Below are 16596 nucleotides of genomic sequence, written 5' to 3' on the forward strand. Positions count from 1 at the left end.
ATATACTCATTCAAAACTAGCACCACCATGGATTTAACCACATCATTTAAGCTGGATTGCATTACATCTGCTTTTAGTTTATCAAAATCTAGTGTAAAATTAAGTTGGGTCATCATCAATTCCTCCTGTTATGGTTTTTGTGGTAAAAACATTGTAACATAGGGTTGATGAATGACCCTTTTCTATTTACACAATTATATGGACTTAATCGATTTTTTCACTCGAACTAACACCGAGGCGAATTTCCAGCAACTTCAACAAGAGTTTTTCACTCGAACTAACACCGAAGCGAATTTTCACACTATACACTAGGATTTTTTTACTCAAACGGCGGTCAAACGAATCTCCAGCTGTTTCAATCCATTCACGCAAGAAAGCGATCTGGACAGATTTCGGAGTGGGCTCAGAAACCAAATATTTCAAATGCTTGTTCCTTCGTACGCCATTACTGGTCCAAGGGCACTACAATTCATGAAATTATCACATTTTTTAAAAAGTCACTTGACATTGTCTCGTTCCTTCGATATCATTGTTCCCAATAACTTTATTTGAGAAGCGGCTATGATGAAGAAGAGTAGTCTAATGGTATTTATTCAGCGAGCTGGTGGTTGGTGCAAACCAGTATAAATCCGTAGATGAATGGCCTTCTGAGCCTCCAAACCGAACCGATTTTTTGTAGTAGGCTTTGGCGAGCATGCCTCATCGTTACACGAGGCGGATATTTGGTATAGACTGCCAGATATTGCAAAGTGGACTGCAGATGCAGTCAATAAAGGTGGCACCACGGGTCCCTCGTCCTTTTGATGGATGAGGGGCCTTTTTGTATGGAAAAATTCATATATAGCTAAATTGTTGAGCAAGAGGAGTACGTATGTTTACTGCGTTTTCAGAGAGCCGGAGCAGGTGGAAGCCGGTACGTAGTGATATGCCGAATGGGCTTGCGAGAGTTTTCCCGAAATGAGGAGCAGTGGTAAACATAGCTCCTCAGTAAGGAAAAACGGATTTCCACCGTTATCAGGATAGGCTGTCGGCACGCCATTCATTGTATTCGCTTCGCCCGCAGCTGAATGAGTTGGAAAATGTTTTTTCAATGGAGGTGGCACCGCGGGTCCTATCGTCCTCTATAAGCACAAGCGTATTGTGTTTATAGAGGGCGTTTTTTTTATACATTTCTAAGGAGGCGTTACAAGATGGAAACAGCGATTCCGTATAAAATGGTCAGATTGAACGCAGATATGCTGACACCGATTGGAATATTTCATGCGCTGCAAGGAAAGAAGAAATTTTTATTGGAAAGCACTTTTTTACATGAAGAAAAGGGTGCCTACTCCTTTATTGGAATGGATCCTTTTCAGGAACTCATTTGTCGTGGAACGGAAGGCGTCATCATTGACTATGAAAAAGGCACACAAACAATCAAGCGGGGAAATTTACAATCCATCCTAAATGCTTGCATGCCACCCATCGATTTATCACTCCCCTTCCCTTTTTACGGCGGGGCAATCGGCTATATCGGTTATGATGCAGCACGTGTCTATTACCAGGTTGGTGCTCCACTTCAAGATGATTTGGATATGCCTGATGTTGATTTAATGTTCTATCACACGAGTATTGTCTTTGATCACCATGATGATTCCGTCTACTTGATTACCATGAATCTCGACAATCAGACCGAACACGTCCTAGACATTCGACTGCAAAACCTGGAGCAAACCATTATGGGAGGGGTGACTCACGCTGTTACGACAGCGGCAGATGATATTTATTTTGAACCGGAAATGAACAAAGCAGATTTTCTAAACCGAATCCATCAGGCAAAGGACTATATTGAAAAGGAACATGCGGTGGAACAAATCGTGCTTTCCCAACGGCTGTCAGCTGATTTTACTGGTGATCCATTTGCATTTTATCGTAAGTTACGTAAGAAAAATCCATCGCCATATATGTTCTATATTGATTTTGAATCTTACGTCGTTTTGGGGGCATCACCCGAAAGTCTTGTGGAAGTGGCTGACACACATGTGATCACCAATCCAATTGCAGGCACGAGGCCTCGCGGTGAATCAATCGCTGAAGATTTGAAGCTGACAGAAGAACTGCTGGCAGATCAAAAAGAAATATCTGAGCACCTCATGCTAATTGAAAGCAGCAAGCGGGATTTACAGCGTATTTGTGATGCCAACCGAATTACTGTACCCATTCATATGAAAATTGAAAAATACGAGCATGTGATGCATATCGTTTCCCAGGTTCACGGCGAATTATCGCCAGGGTTCACTAGTATTGATGCCCTGCTTGCCTGTCTCCCTGCTGGAACCGTCTCCGGCTCACCAAGGGAACGTGCCATGCAAATCATTAATGAATTGGAAGAACAGAAGCGTGGCGTCTATGGTGGCGGAATTGGTTATATCAATGTGAATCATGATTTAAATATGGCCCTTGCTATCCGTTCTCTGCTCATCAAAGGAGAAAAGGCGTATCTACAAGCCGGAGCGGGGATTGTAAAAGATTCCATACCTGAAAATGAATTTCACGAAACGATGCATAAAGCAAAATCAATCATGCAGGTAGCAGCATATGATGTTGCTTCCATTTGAACAGAAAGGAAGGATAGAGAAATGAAACAATACTTGGAAAAAATGTTAGAGGCAGAAAATCTGAGCAAGCAAGAAATGAAGCAGGCTGTATTAAAAGGCTTTTCTGGGCAAGCTTCCGATAGTGAGCTGGCCGCATTTCTAGTCGCTTTACGAAGCAAAGGAGAAACAGCAGAAGAAATCGCTGCACTCGTCGAAGTTATTCGAGAACAATCAAGCTTTACCTTTTCCCCCGTGTCCGGTGTCATGGATAATTGCGGGACTGGTGGCGATGGTTCGCATAGCTTTAATATTAGCACCACTTCCGCATTCGTCATTGCAGGTGCTGGTGTAACGGTAGCTAAGCATGGCAATCGCAGCATATCTAGCAGTACAGGTAGTGCAGATGTATTAGAAGCACTTGGGGTGTCCCTCGATTTTGGCACCCCACAAATTGAAGAGATATTACAGGAAAATAAAATTGCATTTTTATATGCACCGCATATGCATCAAGGGTTACGTCGATATATGAAGGTTCGTCGTGAGCTACGAATTCCGACTATTTTTAATCTGATTGGTCCACTGACAAATCCTGTCCAACTGGATTCACAGCTCGTTGGTATTTATCGGCGCGACATGCTACCCATGATTGCCGCTGTTCTATACCATTTAGGCCGTAAGCGCGCCGTTGTCGTGAATGGCGCGGATCATATGGATGAAGCATCACTTGCAGGTGAAAATCATCTGATTCTTATGGAAAAAGGCGAATTTATTCCTTTTACAATCCAACCGGAAGAATTAGGATTGCCGAGCTATGAGAATTCGAAAATAAAAGGTGGCAGTGCCAGGGATAATGCTGAGATTCTGCTTGACGTGCTTCGCGGCAAGCCTGGTCCCTATTATGACACTGTATTATTGAATGCTGCTATTGGATTATTCGCCAATGGAGCAGCAGCCACAATACAAGATGGGGTCCAGCTGGCCCGTGAAAGCCTGGAAAGCGGTGCTGCGTTATCCAAGCTGGAATACCTCATTCAATATAGTAAACCAGTCACTGCTGGCAGCTCATTATAGGAGGACAATAAGATGAATATTCTAGATAAAATTATTGCCAAGAAACACGTAGAAGTGGAACAACTCAAACAGAAAGGGATACCGACATTTGAATTCGTTCCACAAACCATTCCCTCTTTGGCAACATGCTTTAATGGGAAGTCAACATTGAATATTATTGCAGAAATAAAACGATCCTCCCCTTCCAAGGGAGCGATTCAAATGGATGTCAATCCAGTGGCACAAGCGAAAAAATATGCATCTCTTGGTGCTGGTGCCATTTCCGTATTAACGGATCAGCCCTTTTTCAACGGTTCCTTTGCGGATCTTGCAGCTGTTCGTAATGTAGTTGATTTACCCATATTGTGTAAGGATTTCATCATTGATCCGGTTCAAATCGACGCGGCAAAGGCGGCAGGTGCATCGATTATCTTATTAATAGCTGCTGCTTTAACGCCAGATCAGTTCAAGCGTCTCTATGCGCATGCTCAAGCCGCTCAAATGGATGTGTTATTCGAGGTGCATGATGAAAGGGAAATGCAATTTGCTTTGGAGCAGCAAGTGCCGATAATCGGGATCAATAATCGAAATCTGGAAACATTTGAGGTAGATTTGCAAACGACAGCAAAATTGGCAGCAATGGTCGAGAACCAAGATTGCACCCTCATTAGCGAAAGCGGGATGCGAACAAAAGAAGACGCCACATTTGCAGCAAATCACGGTGCGCAAGGTATCTTAGTCGGCGAAACATTTATGCGCTCCTCCCAGCTTGAGTTAGCATTTTCCAGAATGCAGGTTCCAATTCAGAAACGAGTGGTGCCACATGATCGTTAAAATATGTGGCATCCAAACATGTGAAGCTGCCAGCACTGCTGCTGAGGCGGGTGCGGATATGATTGGGTTTGTCTTTGCTCCAAGTAAACGACAAGTCACACCTGAAACAGCAAAGACGATCGCTGCTTGTATACCAGCTACGGTCAAAAAAGTTGGTGTATTTGTTGACGCCTCCCCCTCTTTCATGCAGCAAATTGCAATGGAGGTCGGGCTTGATTATCTTCAACTGCATGGACAGGAATCACCAGCCATCGCCAAAAAACTATCTTTACCAGTCATCAAGGCATTTCCGAATCATCAAATAAATGACCAAATAGCAACGTATCCTTGTGAATATGTCTTAATCGATGGCACCCATCCTGGTTCGGGCAATACATTTGACTGGCAGTTACTAGATCGGCTGCCAGTTAACCGGAACAAGCTGCTTCTGGCTGGCGGCCTTGCACCGGATAATGTTCAGCAGGCGATTCGCCAGGTCCAACCAATTGGTGTAGACACTTCAAGCGGTGTAGAAATCAATGGACAGAAAGATCGCACACGCATACAAGCCTTTATCCAGGCTGCTAAAGCAACATTAAAGGAGCAAACATTCATAACAAGAGAGGAAGATTGCATTGACAACCTATACAATGCCAACAAAGGAAGGTAAATATGGTATTTTCGGTGGCAAATTTGTCCCCGAACTGCTCATGCCAGCTGTTATTGAGTTAGAACAAGCATACACGGAGGCTAGGAATGATCCTGCATTTATCCAGGAACTAGACAACCATTTGCGTCAATATGTCGGGCGCGAAACACCTTTGTATTTCGCCGAAAATTTAACCAAAAAATGGGGCGGCCCCTCCATCTATTTGAAAAGGGAGGATCTGAATCATACCGGCGCACATAAGATTAATAACACCATTGGCCAAGCATTATTAGCCAAACGAATGGGCAAACAAAAGATTGTTGCTGAAACAGGAGCTGGTCAGCATGGTGTTGCTACCGCGACGGTTTGTGCCTTACTTGGTTTAGAGTGCGTTGTATTTATGGGTGCAGCAGATATGAAGCGCCAAAAATTGAATGTATTCCGGATGGAGCTGCTCGGTGCTGAAGTTCGTGGAGTGGAACAAGGGAGCGGCACACTAAAGGATGCTGTTAATGAAGCATTACGCTACTGGGTTCGTCATGTAACAGATACCCACTATATTTTAGGTTCTGTAGTCGGACCACATCCATTTCCACAAATTGTCCGTGATTTTCAATCCGTCATTGGAAACGAAACGAAGCAACAAATACTTGCGGCTAGCAATAAGCTACCTGATGCTATTGTGGCCTGTGTTGGTGGCGGGAGTAATGCAATGGGCATGTTTTATCCATTCATTGATGACCATGCGGTACGCCTGATTGGTGTAGAAGCCGGTGGCAATGGCCTACAATCAGATAAGCATGCAGCTGCATTGTCGACTGGTTCAGCGGGAATCTTACATGGTACCCTCTCCTATTTATTACAAAATGAAGATGGGCAAATCCAAGAAGCTACCTCGATATCTGCAGGCTTGGATTATCCTGGTGTCGGTCCGGAGCATAGTTATTTACATGAGCAAAAACGGGTAACCTACACAGCCGCTACAGATGAAGAAGCATTAGCTGCATTTCAATTGCTTTCCAAAACAGAAGGAATTATCCCCGCCTTAGAAAGCTCCCACGCAGTTGCTGAAGCATGCAAGCAAGCGGAGAAAATGCAAACAGATGAAACGTTAGTTATTTGTCTGTCCGGTCGTGGTGATAAAGATGTAGAAGCAGTACAACAATTACTTAGAGGTGATAATCATGGGGAGTAAATATTTAAAACAAACGCTTGAACAAAAGATATCCAATGGGGAAAAGCTTTTTATTCCTTATATAGTTGCCGGTGATGGCGGATTGGATCAATTAGAAGCGCGTATCCATTTGCTTACTGCTGCTGGCGCTTCTGCAATCGAGCTGGGAATTCCTTTTTCAGACCCAGTTGCTGATGGTCCTGTTATCCAAGCCGCAGGAAGCCGAGCATTACAAAATGGAACAACTTTAAAAGGGGTTCTAAAGACATTACAAGCATTTCAAGAAGAGCCGACTATCCCTATTGTTATTATGACTTACCTCAATCCCATTTATCATTATGGCATCGAGGCCTTTGCACGGGATAGTGCCGATGCAGGAATAGATGGTGTCATCATTCCTGACTTACCGATGGAGGAGGAACACATTTTAACAGATGCTTTCAAACAAGCCGGAATTGCTAACATACGTCTTGCCGCACCAAATAGTACACCAGACCGTCTCCAGGCAATCTGTCAACGTGCAGAAGGTTTTTTATATGCTGTGTCCGTCATGGGAACGACTGGGGTTGCAGAAGACCATGCCGTAGAAGTAAAACAATATTTGCAACAGCTTAAGCAAGTTAGTCCTGTTCCTGTTTTGGCAGGATTCGGTGTTGCCAATCCAACGCAGGCAAAGACGTTAAGCGACTGTTGTGACGGAGTTATTGTTGGAAGTAAAATAGTCGAGCTATTTCATCAAGGAGAGGAAGCTGCCATTACTTCCCTCATTCAGCAATCTCTCTATTCCGATAAAACTCCAGCCCATGATTTATCATAAAGTGAAACTTCAATCAGTGGGGATTTTCGCCCTTCTCCCACTGATTGTTAGTTGAACCAATCAGGCCTTTACTGGCTGTTGATCCGCCACTTACAATTCTTGTTATCCATAAAAATTCTTGACGTGGGGATCTTACAGCCAGCTAGTTAATCTGTGATAAACGATCCATCCATCACTGCATTCCTGCCTATCATTGAATGGCAGGATGCAGTATATGGTAAAAAACAAGCATACATGGTTCACACCTGCTACAATACAATTGAAAAGTCATTTATAAAGGACGGTGTACCATATGCTGCTACAATCACTACATATGACCGCTCCTCCCAAAACGGAGCAATATCCATTTCATTTAGCACTCATTCAAAACCTAAAAAAAATCGAATTTACAAATCCGATTTCCTTTTTAGTCGGTGAAAATGGCAGTGGTAAATCTACGTTGCTAGAGTCCATTGCAGTAGCCGTAAATTCTATTACAATCGGGAATGAACCCGTTACAACAGACCCAACATTAAACGCGGTTCGTCAGCTCGCGGCTTGTATGAAGCTTCATTGGAAATATAAGCGAAATCGTGGATTTTTCATGCGGGCAGAAGATTTTTTTAATTTTGTCAAGCAGCAAGAGAAAACACGCACTGAAATGTTTGAACATATCGAAGAAGTAAAGGAAACATATAAGGATCGCTCCCCCTATGCGCAGGCACTTGCCATGCAACCATATGCACGTTCCTTACATGAAATTAACGCTAAGTATGGTGAGAATTTGGACGCTAATTCTCATGGAGAAAGTTTTTTTGAAGTGTTTTCCAGTCGATTGGTGCCAAATGGCTTATATCTGATGGACGAACCAGAAGCAGCTCTTTCTCCCATGAGACAGCTGGCATTCATTGTCATGCTGCAGGATGCGGTAAAGGATGGGTCACAATTTATTATTGCCACCCACTCCCCTATTTTACTTGCTTATCCTGGTGCAAAAATATTAGAAGTAAAAAATGACCAGCTGCAAGAAACACCGTATGATCAGCTGGAACACGTTCAATTCACGAAATCATTTCTGGAAAATCCACAACGTTTCTTGCGACATTTGCAGGATGATTAGCAACTACTCGTTATTTAGACCCTTTACATTTTTTTTATTCATGGTAGCATAGACTGTGAAAACTGCATCATAAAAGAAAGCACTAGGGGAGCTGCATATGAGCGGCTGAGAAGAACTGGATGTTCTGACCCTTTGCACCCGATCTGGATAATACCAGCGTGGGGAAGTGTGGTCGAATCGTATGCTTGCTGATGTTACTTTTTATGCATATACATACAACCAGACTGCATTCCCATGGGATGCAGTCTTTTTATTGTTCAAAAATAATAGAAGGAGTGGTTTTCATGGACAACACAGCATGTCAAAAAAGCAGCATTGCAGGTGCAAGCTTTTCGATTCACCCGATGAGTGATGATTTTGTAACGATTATCCTGCGCGCCTTGGAGGAGGTAGATACATCCAAGGTGTGGCTGCAAACAGATGATGTTACGACAACCGTAAGAGGAAAGTTAATTCACGTTTTTGATGTAACCAAAGCATTATTTCTCCACGCAGCTCAATCGGGAAAGCACGTTTCGTTTCAAGCAACCTATTCTTTTGGCTGCCCCGGCGATTCAGAGGGAGACGTATTTCTTGTCGAAGATGACATCCCAGCTAATGAATCGTCTATAAAGGAAATGGAACAGCATGCCGCTGCGAAGTTTTCGCTTTATCCGCTTGGTGGAGGTAATTACATGGATATTATTTACGAGCAAATTGAAGCCATGAAACGTCGTGTTGATGTATCCCCTGCCCACTATTCTACTCGGTTAACAGGAGATACACATGCGCTATTTTTCGGGCTACAGGATGTGTTTCAATCGACCATACATGGTGGTTCTGCTCATACAGTAATGACGGTGTCCATTTCAGCAAACAGTCCATCTCATACAGGGGGACAAGAAAATGCACGCTAACTGGCGCTTTAAAGAAATTGTTGTCATGGCTGCTTTATCCGTCGTTTTTGGAGTTGTTTATCTCGCATTTTTGCCAGTTGGGAAATTTCTTGTAGGTTTATTTGGACCGATTGGCTACGATATTATTTTCGGTGTATGGTTCCTTGTTTCCATTATCGCCGCTTATATCATCCGAAAGCCTGGTGCTGCATTCCTATCCGAGACCATTGCAGCCATGGTTGAAGTACTTATTGGAAGTACAGCTGGTCCAATGCTTATTATTGCTGGAATGGTGCAAGGAATTGGTGCAGAAGCCGTGTTTGCTTCTATGCGCTGGAAGAATTATGCGACATGGGTGCTTTTACTAGCTGGAATGGGATCTGCTGTTACAAGTTTTACCTATGGTTATTTTATGAGTGGGTATGCTGCACTTGCAACCGGTTATGTAGTTGCCATGTTCGTGCTTCGTCTCATTAGTGGTGCAGTAATTGCAGGTGTTGGCGGAAAAGCAATCGCAGATGGTCTGGCCAAAACTGGTGTACTCGCTAGCTTTGCACTCGGAAAAGAACAAAAAAGGAAGGATGCTGCATGAAACCACTTGTGCAGGTACAGGAGCTTTCCCTGCAATTCGATGCAGCAAAAGCAGCTGTCCTTTCTAACATTAGCTTTGAACTATTTGAGAATGAACGGGTACTCCTGCTTGGACCGAGCGGCTGTGGCAAGAGCACCTTAACCTTTTGTCTCAATGGGATTTACCCACGAGAATTGGATGGCAGCATGACAGGACAGGTTATTTTTAATGGAAAAAATACTGCCGATTATCTACCCGGAGAACTCAGCAAGCAGGTAGGTGTCGTCTTTCAGGATCCCGAAACACAATTTTGTATGCTCACCGTAGAAGATGAGATAGCTTTTGGCTTGGAAAATCATGCGGTCCCACCATCCGAAATGGAAGATAAGATTGTGGAAGTGTTACAGCTAGTCGATTTACTAGCATTCAAATCGGCTCCTATTGCAACCTTGTCCGGTGGGCAAAAGCAACGATTGGCTCTAGCATGTATTCTTGCGTTGGAACCGCAATTGCTTATTCTGGATGAACCAACCGCCAATTTAGATCCAGAAGCAGCACAGCAGCTCATTCGCACCATCCAGACTTTACAAAGGAAACGCTCATTTGGATTGCTGATTATTGAGCATCAATTGGATGGTTGGACCGATATTGCAGATCGCTGTCTACTACTTCAATCTAATGGGGAACTATTTTATGATGGTTCCTTTAAAGAAGCAATTGCTAGCAAACTAGCAAGCCTTGAAACGGAAGGGATTTGGCTACCTAAGGTTGCGCAATATGTACTGCCAGCTATTGCGCCACCTTATCAACATGTACCCCTTACGATTGGGGCCTATGCAGCACAGCCAATTGAATTGCCTGATTACACCTTACATAAGCAGACGGAAACTCAACCCATTCTTCAGGAACCATTCATGAAGCTGAACAATCTTTCTTGGCATGTAAAAGACAGGAATATCATTCAAGATGTATCCTTCCAATTATATACAAATGAATTTGTAGCAATTGTTGGTGCAAATGGCAGCGGAAAAACAAGTCTATCTAGATTGTTAGCCGGGATTCAGTCCCCCACCAAAGGAGACATTGTCTTACAAGGAAAAAAACTACCTGAATGGCGACAATCCGATTTACGTAAGAAAATCGGCTATGTATTTCAAAATCCGGAGCATCAATTTATTGCACACACTGTTTTTGAAGAGCTGGCTTTCGGCCTCAGATTGCGCGGTCTATCAGAGGACATCATTATTGAAAAAGTATCTCAAGCGCTAGCTTCATGTCATCTATCTGGAATGGAGCAAGAACACCCTTATACATTGAGCCAAGGTCAAAAAAGACGACTAAGCGTAGCGACGATGATCATAGATGAACAAGAAATGCTATTACTTGATGAACCAACATTTGGTCAGGACGCGCGCACCAATCAGGAATTAATGCAGCTGTTAACCGCAAGATTTCAACAGGGAACGAGTATCGTGATGATTACCCATGATATGGAACTGGTATATCACTATGCCACGCGCGTCATCGTGATGGAACATGGACATAAAGTAGCTGACATGCCAACAGCAGCGCTTTGGAACCATTCGGATGAACAATTATCCGCTTGGAAGCTAAAACGACCCATTCCATTGCAGCTGCAACAGCTTTGGGAAAGGAAGTGTACACATGTATTTGCAGCGCCTTAACCCAAGTATTAAAGCCTGTACTGTCGTGTTGCTCATTATACTGCTCGCATTTATTTTTGATCCCGTGACGCCGATGTTGATGATTTTCTTTACGATGTTCATTACGCTGGCATTTGGCAAGGTACGCTGGAAAACCTATTTTCTATTTTTTATTCCGTTTAGCATATTTGCTTTCGGCATGCTATGGACAACACTCATTTTTCAAAAACCACCTACAAATGCGGCAGATACCATAACTGTCCTCTGGTGGAGTTATCCACGAGAAAGTCTGTTGACAGCATTAGCACTTTCAACAAGGGTACTTGCTGTAGGATCACTGTCACTCTTATTTATTTTTACAACCAATACCATAGATTTTATTTTAAGCTTGATTCAGCAATGTAAAGTTCCACCCAAAATTGCCTATGGTGTACTCGCAGGCTACCGGTTTTTACCCATGATGCGTGATGAGATGAAGCTTGTACATGCAGCACATCGCATTCGTGGTGTAAACGAAGCACATTCCTTTTGGGGAAAATGGAAGCAGTACAGCCGGTTCGCGATTCCTTTATTGGCAAGTGCAATCCGCAAAGCAGAACGCACAGCAATGGCAATGGAATCAAAAGGATTCACAGGTGATAGACAGCGTACGTATTATAAAAGCTTTTCCGTCGTTTTACAGGATATCGGATTTTTATTACTGATGGTAGCTGCATTTGCAATCGCAGCCTACCTATCCTTTTTACTTGGATATTTCAAATGGGGCGCGAGTTAATGACACTCGCGTAAAGAGGACGTGAAATGAGTTGGAAACATGGGGATTTTTAGATAGTGGCGCAAATCATGCGGCAGTAAATATGGCGATGGATGAAGCCCTGATGAATTGGCATCGGGAAGGATTAATTCCACCAACCATCCGTTTTTACCTCTGGGAAAACCCGACACTGTCGATTGGACATTTTCAAAAACTAAACGGCATTCACATGGAAGCTGTCCACAATCATCAAGTGGAGATGGTGCGAAGGATGACAGGTGGTAGCGCTGTTCTGCATGCTGACGAACTAACCTATAGTATTGTGATTACCGAAAAACATGCCAGTATTCCACGTTCTGTTAGTGAAGCCTACTACATCCTATCCAAAGGGGTCGTAGCCGGTTATGCAAATTTAGGTATAGCAGTTGACTATGCCGTACCTGAAACCGAAGAGCGTAAGACCAAAACAGCTGTCTGCTTCGAGAAGTCTGCCTTATACGAGATGGTCGTTGCAGGTAAGAAATTATCAGGTAATGCACAAACGAGAAAAAATGGCGTATTGCTACAGCATGGTTCCATTCCGATGCGAATAGACATCGATTTGCTCTTTGATTTATTTCGCTTTCCATCTGAAGTGAAAAAACAAGAAAGAAAGCGACAGTTTTTTCACAAGGCTACGACCATTGATGAATTAACCGGCAAACGTCATACATATGCTGATTTACATGCCGCTTTTCATGATGGTTTTCAACATGGTCTTGGCATTTCACTTCATCCCATTACGCTATCTGACGCACAGTGGGATGAAGTTTACAAACTAGCTCAAGAAAAATATACAACAATATCTGACACAAGGAATAGAAGTATCTCCATGAAAGGATGAAGATGGATGTCAAAGCAAACCGAACACATTCGCAAGCCAGATTGGTTAAAAATCAAGCTTAATACAAATAAATCCTATACAGGACTAAAAAAGTTAATGCGTGAAAAAGGATTAAATACTGTATGTGAGGAAGCAAAATGTCCAAATATCCATGAGTGCTGGAGTGAGCGGCAGACTGCAACCTTCATGATTCTTGGAGATACATGTACAAGAGGTTGCCGCTTTTGTGCTGTAAAAACCGGCCTGCCAAATGAACTTGATTGGGGAGAGCCGGAGCGGGTCGCTGATTCCGTAGTTATCATGGGATTGAAGCATGTGGTTGTAACTGCAGTTGCTCGAGACGATTTAAAGGATGGCGGTGCTGCCGTTTTTGCGGAAACAGTACGGGCTATTCGACGTAAAAATCCGGGCTGTACCATTGAAATTCTACCATCTGATATGAAGGGGGATTATGAAAGCCTTCATACTTTAATGGACAGTGAACCGGATATTTTCAATCATAATATCGAAACCGTTCGCCGATTGACAAAGCGAGTCCGTGCACGTGCAACCTATGATCGCTCCTTACAGCTGCTGCAGCGTGTCAAGGAAATTTCACCACATACTCCAACGAAGTCCAGCATGATGCTTGGACTGGGAGAAACAAAGGAAGAAATTCTTGAAGCAATGGATGATTTACTGGCCCATCAAGTAGATATCATGACGATTGGACAATATCTACAGCCAACTCGAAAGCATTTATTTGTAGAAAAGTATTACCATCCAGACGAATTTGCGGAGCTAAAAAAAATTGCGCTCCAGAAAGGATTCCGTCACTGCGAATCCGGTCCCCTTGTCCGCTCTTCCTATCATGCGGATGAACAAGTGAGCAAAACAGCGGCCCAACGACGAATTGATTATATGAAGGGCTATGAGACACAAGAAAGTAAGCAAGTTGATTTTAACTTTTAATGTAGAATGATAAAGTGAAACTTCAATAACAAAATTCTTAATGCGGTGATCTTACAGCCAGTTGTGGTAAAAAAGCAGGCTAGCTTCCGAACATAGAAATCGGAACGAGCCTGCTTTTTTCCATTAGATTTCTTTTCACTCTTAAAATAGGAAGCATTAAGAGCCGCTGATCAGACGGCTCTCCAAGTACGTCAAGGGTTGGGCATGTGTCACTTATTTTAATAGTCTTGCAAAACTATACTTATTTATATGTTTACCAGTACACATCGGTGTTGGCCAAACCAATAGGGTTATCGCATATTTAAAGTATATTTACGCTTTACAATGAACTCAGGCTGGGCAAATAAATACCCTGATATAAAATACCAGGGTATTTAGTAAATTACCTTTCCTTCATCGATCATCTCATTTATACTGCTACGGGAAATCGAACATAGTTAATAAAGTCCACTGCAATATATACTCTATTGTTTAGCCCATAACCGCCAATGACATCAATCACTAGGATTAATTCTTCTGTAACGCCTGAAAGAATTCCTTCTACAACATTATTATCCGTTGTTACTTCAACTCTTGAACCAACATGCTTGGATAACTCATCAACAAAGAGTTCCTCAAACACCTAAATCCCTCCCCTTAATGGATTAACAAGTGCAATCTTTTCGATACGCACATGCACCTGTTCCCCGGTAGTTTCATCAATCATTACGATATAGTCACGTTTCACAGCAATTAGTGTACCAGTGACTGGGCCAAATGGGGTAGTAACCTGGATTTGTTCGCCAGTTAAATTGCATAAAATCTCCCTAATAGTTGTGGGAGAATTGGGTGGGCATTCCAAAGAAGGGGGGCGCCTTTTATCGCAGGAATCGTTATTGTACCTACTGCCGCATCTATCACTATCCAAATTATTGTCATGTTTGGAACCCCATTTATCCATCATGAGGGACCTACCGTGACTATCATATTTTGATCCTTTATATGACTTTGACATATTACCTTTCCTCCTTACCTGTGTTTAAAATATCTTATGCCAGAGGTTTAAAAGAGTAAGGGTGACTGTCCGGAAGAAGCACCCATTTATTAATAGAATAGGCAAAGCGAATAGACGAAGTAAGGTAGCTGTCGGATTATTCCTCCCGTCTGTCAACTGAGGGTAGCGGATATCCTTTGTTTTTGTCTGTCTTGCAATCCACCATTTTTGGTTTAATCCCTACCACTTTGAACGCAACACTACTCTTCTGTAGGCCGGTTGGAAATGGAATGAAATTATTTTTCCTGCATTATCGTTTTGATAAAATCATTCCACTTTATATGATTGTTTTTCGTTATACTTTCATTATGCTCGCGCACATTATAAACAGTGAAATCTCGATAACAAAATGAAGATTGCTTTATAAGTCTATTTAGTACACTTACATCTTCATAAAGCCTACCATTTTCATAATCAATAACAGGAAATCCACCTATTTCTTTTAAAGTGGATGACCGATATATCCGCGGTCCTAAAGGAAACCGATAGGAAAGCAAGTCAATTGTTCCAGAAACAGCATATCCTTTGGCAACCTCCTTATATAGAACCTCCTCTTTCACTTGCTTCCACTTTTTAAGATTGCCATATAGTACCGAAACTGCTTTCGGTAGATCTATTACTTGTTTTTTAATCACAGAAATAGCGTCGAAATCAAGCCAATCATCTGCATCCAGCTCCAGTATGAAATCAGACGTTACGTGTGATAATAATTCATTTAAAGCTTTTGCTTTTCCTTCGTTTTTTTTGCGGAATACTTGCACCCGCTCCCTTTCCATAAAACGCTCTATTTTCTGGATCGACTTATCTGTTGATCCATCATCGATGATAAGCATTTGATCACACTTTTCATTTTGTAAAAGACAGGAGGCAATTGCAGTTTCCACATATTTATCCATGTTATAATTTGAAATTAAAATAGAAACCGTTGGTGCTTTGGTTTTAACTATTTCAAGCTGATATTTCTGTATTGCTTTTTTCTTTTCCATCGTATTGATATCCATCATTTTTCGCGATTGTTTCACCAAATCTTCATTTATAAATTGACAAGCAGTTGCTACACCTGCGAGCCAAATAGGAAATAGCGCCTCCTCAAATGGTAAGTAGGATGCGGATAAGAATTTTTTCTGTTTTAATAATGAAGTGCGTACAAGCAACGGCCGATGAATAACAATGTCACGATCGTAGCTGGTAGTTGCCAACACTGCTTTATGATTGGGTAAGCGAAAATGCTCAACACCGATAGTTGGTGAAAGATAGTCTGTATCCCGAAGAAATAATACGTATTGGGTATCTAGTTTATCTATTGTATGATTTAGCAATTCTCCCATGTCATCTTCCTTAGTATCTATGAATTCAACAAAGTTTTCCCATTCATGAAGCTGGTTTTCTCTAACGACCACACCCTGCTTCTGAAATACAATTATTTTTTTTACTCTAGATTCAAGCTTTCTCAGTGAAAGAATTGCTTTATATAGCTCTGCCTGATTGGAGTAATTTACAAGAATAGCAGCGATATCCTTCAAAAGAAGTTCCCCCTTTCCTCATATGTTCTCTCATTTATAGATATGTCATTTCTTTTAAGAAGTTGTTTATGCGCAGATAAAGGCGCTATTACCTAGTGTCTATTTTAATTTTCCCAATGGATTTCGTAAAAAATAAAAATTTTTCTATATCAAGTGGTTTCTAT

General features: G+C 42.2%; 16 protein-coding genes, 1 riboswitch and 2 other annotated features. Of the genes, 13 read left to right on the top strand and 3 right to left on the bottom strand.

Features of this window, described 5'->3' with window-relative positions:
- Positions 1–552 precede the first annotated feature (552 nt).
- Positions 553–803: a binding site (T-box leader), on the top strand.
- Positions 804–843: 40 nt separating this feature from the next.
- Positions 844–1125, top strand: a binding site (T-box leader).
- A 65-nt stretch (positions 1126–1190) separates the two neighbouring features.
- From DX933_RS16680 to lipA, 13 genes are all read left to right on the top strand, one after another.
- A complete protein-coding gene (locus DX933_RS16680) occupies positions 1191–2597 on the top strand; it encodes a chorismate-binding protein (protein ID WP_190279572.1) in 1407 nt (468 codons plus the stop codon).
- Positions 2598–2618: 21 nt separating this feature from the next.
- Positions 2619–3647 (top strand): anthranilate phosphoribosyltransferase, encoded by a 1029-nt coding sequence (gene trpD, locus DX933_RS16685; protein WP_123317575.1) that lies wholly within the window; start codon positions 2619–2621, stop codon positions 3645–3647.
- Positions 3648–3659: 12 nt separating this feature from the next.
- Positions 3660–4460, top strand: a complete 801-nt coding sequence (gene trpC / locus DX933_RS18680; RefSeq protein WP_223806022.1) for an indole-3-glycerol phosphate synthase TrpC — start codon at positions 3660–3662, stop codon at positions 4458–4460.
- On the top strand, positions 4450–5109 hold the full coding sequence (locus DX933_RS18685) for a phosphoribosylanthranilate isomerase (RefSeq protein WP_223806023.1): 660 nt from the start codon (positions 4450–4452) through the stop codon (positions 5107–5109). The genes trpC and DX933_RS18685 overlap by 11 nt, the downstream gene beginning before the upstream one ends.
- Entirely contained in the window at positions 5075–6283 is a 1209-nt protein-coding gene (trpB, locus tag DX933_RS16695) for a tryptophan synthase subunit beta (protein WP_123317576.1), read from the top strand. Before DX933_RS18685 ends, trpB begins: the two co-directional genes overlap by 35 nt.
- Positions 6273–7079 carry a tryptophan synthase subunit alpha gene (trpA, locus tag DX933_RS16700; protein ID WP_123317577.1) on the top strand — a complete coding sequence of 269 codons (807 nt, stop codon included), beginning with the start codon at positions 6273–6275 and terminating at the stop codon, positions 7077–7079. Before trpB ends, trpA begins: the two co-directional genes overlap by 11 nt.
- A 292-nt stretch (positions 7080–7371) precedes the next feature.
- Complete coding sequence (locus DX933_RS16705; RefSeq protein WP_123317578.1) at positions 7372–8178, top strand: AAA family ATPase; 807 nt, start codon at positions 7372–7374, stop codon at positions 8176–8178.
- Between the two features lie 74 nt (positions 8179–8252).
- A riboswitch (TPP riboswitch) is annotated at positions 8253–8360 on the top strand.
- A 102-nt stretch (positions 8361–8462) separates the two neighbouring features.
- Complete coding sequence (locus DX933_RS16710) at positions 8463–9074, top strand: YkoF family thiamine/hydroxymethylpyrimidine-binding protein (RefSeq protein ID WP_123317579.1); 612 nt, start codon at positions 8463–8465, stop codon at positions 9072–9074.
- Complete coding sequence (locus DX933_RS16715) at positions 9064–9645, top strand: ECF transporter S component (RefSeq protein WP_123317580.1); 582 nt, start codon at positions 9064–9066, stop codon at positions 9643–9645. Before DX933_RS16710 ends, DX933_RS16715 begins: the two co-directional genes overlap by 11 nt.
- The gene (locus tag DX933_RS16720) at positions 9642–11309 is read left to right on the top strand and encodes an ABC transporter ATP-binding protein (protein ID WP_123317581.1); all 1668 of its coding nucleotides are present in this window, start codon (positions 9642–9644) and stop codon (positions 11307–11309) included. Before DX933_RS16715 ends, DX933_RS16720 begins: the two co-directional genes overlap by 4 nt.
- Positions 11290–12063: an energy-coupling factor transporter transmembrane component T family protein gene (locus tag DX933_RS16725; RefSeq protein WP_123317582.1), complete on the top strand. Its 774-nt coding sequence runs from the start codon at positions 11290–11292 to the stop codon at positions 12061–12063. The genes DX933_RS16720 and DX933_RS16725 overlap by 20 nt, the downstream gene beginning before the upstream one ends.
- 82 nt (positions 12064–12145) lie before the next feature.
- On the top strand, positions 12146–12925 hold the full coding sequence (locus tag DX933_RS16730; RefSeq protein WP_123317713.1) for a lipoate--protein ligase family protein: 780 nt from the start codon (positions 12146–12148) through the stop codon (positions 12923–12925).
- Positions 12926–12931: 6 nt separating this feature from the next.
- Complete coding sequence (lipA, locus tag DX933_RS16735) at positions 12932–13876, top strand: lipoyl synthase (RefSeq protein WP_123317583.1); 945 nt, start codon at positions 12932–12934, stop codon at positions 13874–13876.
- Positions 13877–14285: 409 nt separating this feature from the next.
- Here lipA and DX933_RS16740 read toward each other — a convergent pair whose 3' ends face one another.
- From DX933_RS16740 to DX933_RS16750, 3 genes are all read right to left on the bottom strand, one after another.
- Positions 14286–14498, bottom strand: coding sequence for a hypothetical protein (locus DX933_RS16740; RefSeq protein ID WP_123317584.1), 213 nt, complete (start codon positions 14496–14498; stop codon positions 14286–14288).
- Positions 14499–14870 carry a DUF2642 domain-containing protein gene (locus DX933_RS16745; RefSeq protein ID WP_123317585.1) on the bottom strand — a complete coding sequence of 124 codons (372 nt, stop codon included), beginning with the start codon at positions 14868–14870 and terminating at the stop codon, positions 14499–14501.
- 275 nt (positions 14871–15145) lie between these two features.
- The gene (locus tag DX933_RS16750; protein WP_123317586.1) at positions 15146–16432 is read right to left on the bottom strand and encodes a glycosyltransferase family 2 protein; all 1287 of its coding nucleotides are present in this window, start codon (positions 16430–16432) and stop codon (positions 15146–15148) included.
- Positions 16433–16596 lie beyond the last annotated feature (164 nt).

Source organism: Ornithinibacillus gellani (assembly GCF_003730295.1).
Lineage (GTDB): Bacteria > Bacillota > Bacilli > Bacillales > Amphibacillaceae > Ornithinibacillus_A > Ornithinibacillus_A gellani.

Coding starts and splice junctions, on each gene's coding strand:
- DX933_RS16705 (WP_123317578.1), top strand. CDS start 7,372: ATGCTGCTACAATCACTACATATGACCGCTCCTCCCAAAACGGAGCAA.
- DX933_RS16710 (WP_123317579.1), top strand. CDS start 8,463: ATGGACAACACAGCATGTCAAAAAAGCAGCATTGCAGGTGCAAGCTTT.
- DX933_RS16680 (WP_190279572.1), top strand. CDS start 1,191: ATGGAAACAGCGATTCCGTATAAAATGGTCAGATTGAACGCAGATATG.
- trpA (WP_123317577.1), top strand. CDS start 6,273: ATGGGGAGTAAATATTTAAAACAAACGCTTGAACAAAAGATATCCAAT.
- lipA (WP_123317583.1), top strand. CDS start 12,932: ATGTCAAAGCAAACCGAACACATTCGCAAGCCAGATTGGTTAAAAATC.
- DX933_RS16720 (WP_123317581.1), top strand. CDS start 9,642: ATGAAACCACTTGTGCAGGTACAGGAGCTTTCCCTGCAATTCGATGCA.
- DX933_RS16745 (WP_123317585.1), bottom strand. CDS start 14,870: ATGTCAAAGTCATATAAAGGATCAAAATATGATAGTCACGGTAGGTCC.
- DX933_RS18685 (WP_223806023.1), top strand. CDS start 4,450: ATGATCGTTAAAATATGTGGCATCCAAACATGTGAAGCTGCCAGCACT.
- trpC (WP_223806022.1), top strand. CDS start 3,660: ATGAATATTCTAGATAAAATTATTGCCAAGAAACACGTAGAAGTGGAA.
- DX933_RS16730 (WP_123317713.1), top strand. CDS start 12,146: ATGGCGATGGATGAAGCCCTGATGAATTGGCATCGGGAAGGATTAATT.
- DX933_RS16715 (WP_123317580.1), top strand. CDS start 9,064: ATGCACGCTAACTGGCGCTTTAAAGAAATTGTTGTCATGGCTGCTTTA.
- trpD (WP_123317575.1), top strand. CDS start 2,619: ATGAAACAATACTTGGAAAAAATGTTAGAGGCAGAAAATCTGAGCAAG.
- DX933_RS16725 (WP_123317582.1), top strand. CDS start 11,290: ATGTATTTGCAGCGCCTTAACCCAAGTATTAAAGCCTGTACTGTCGTG.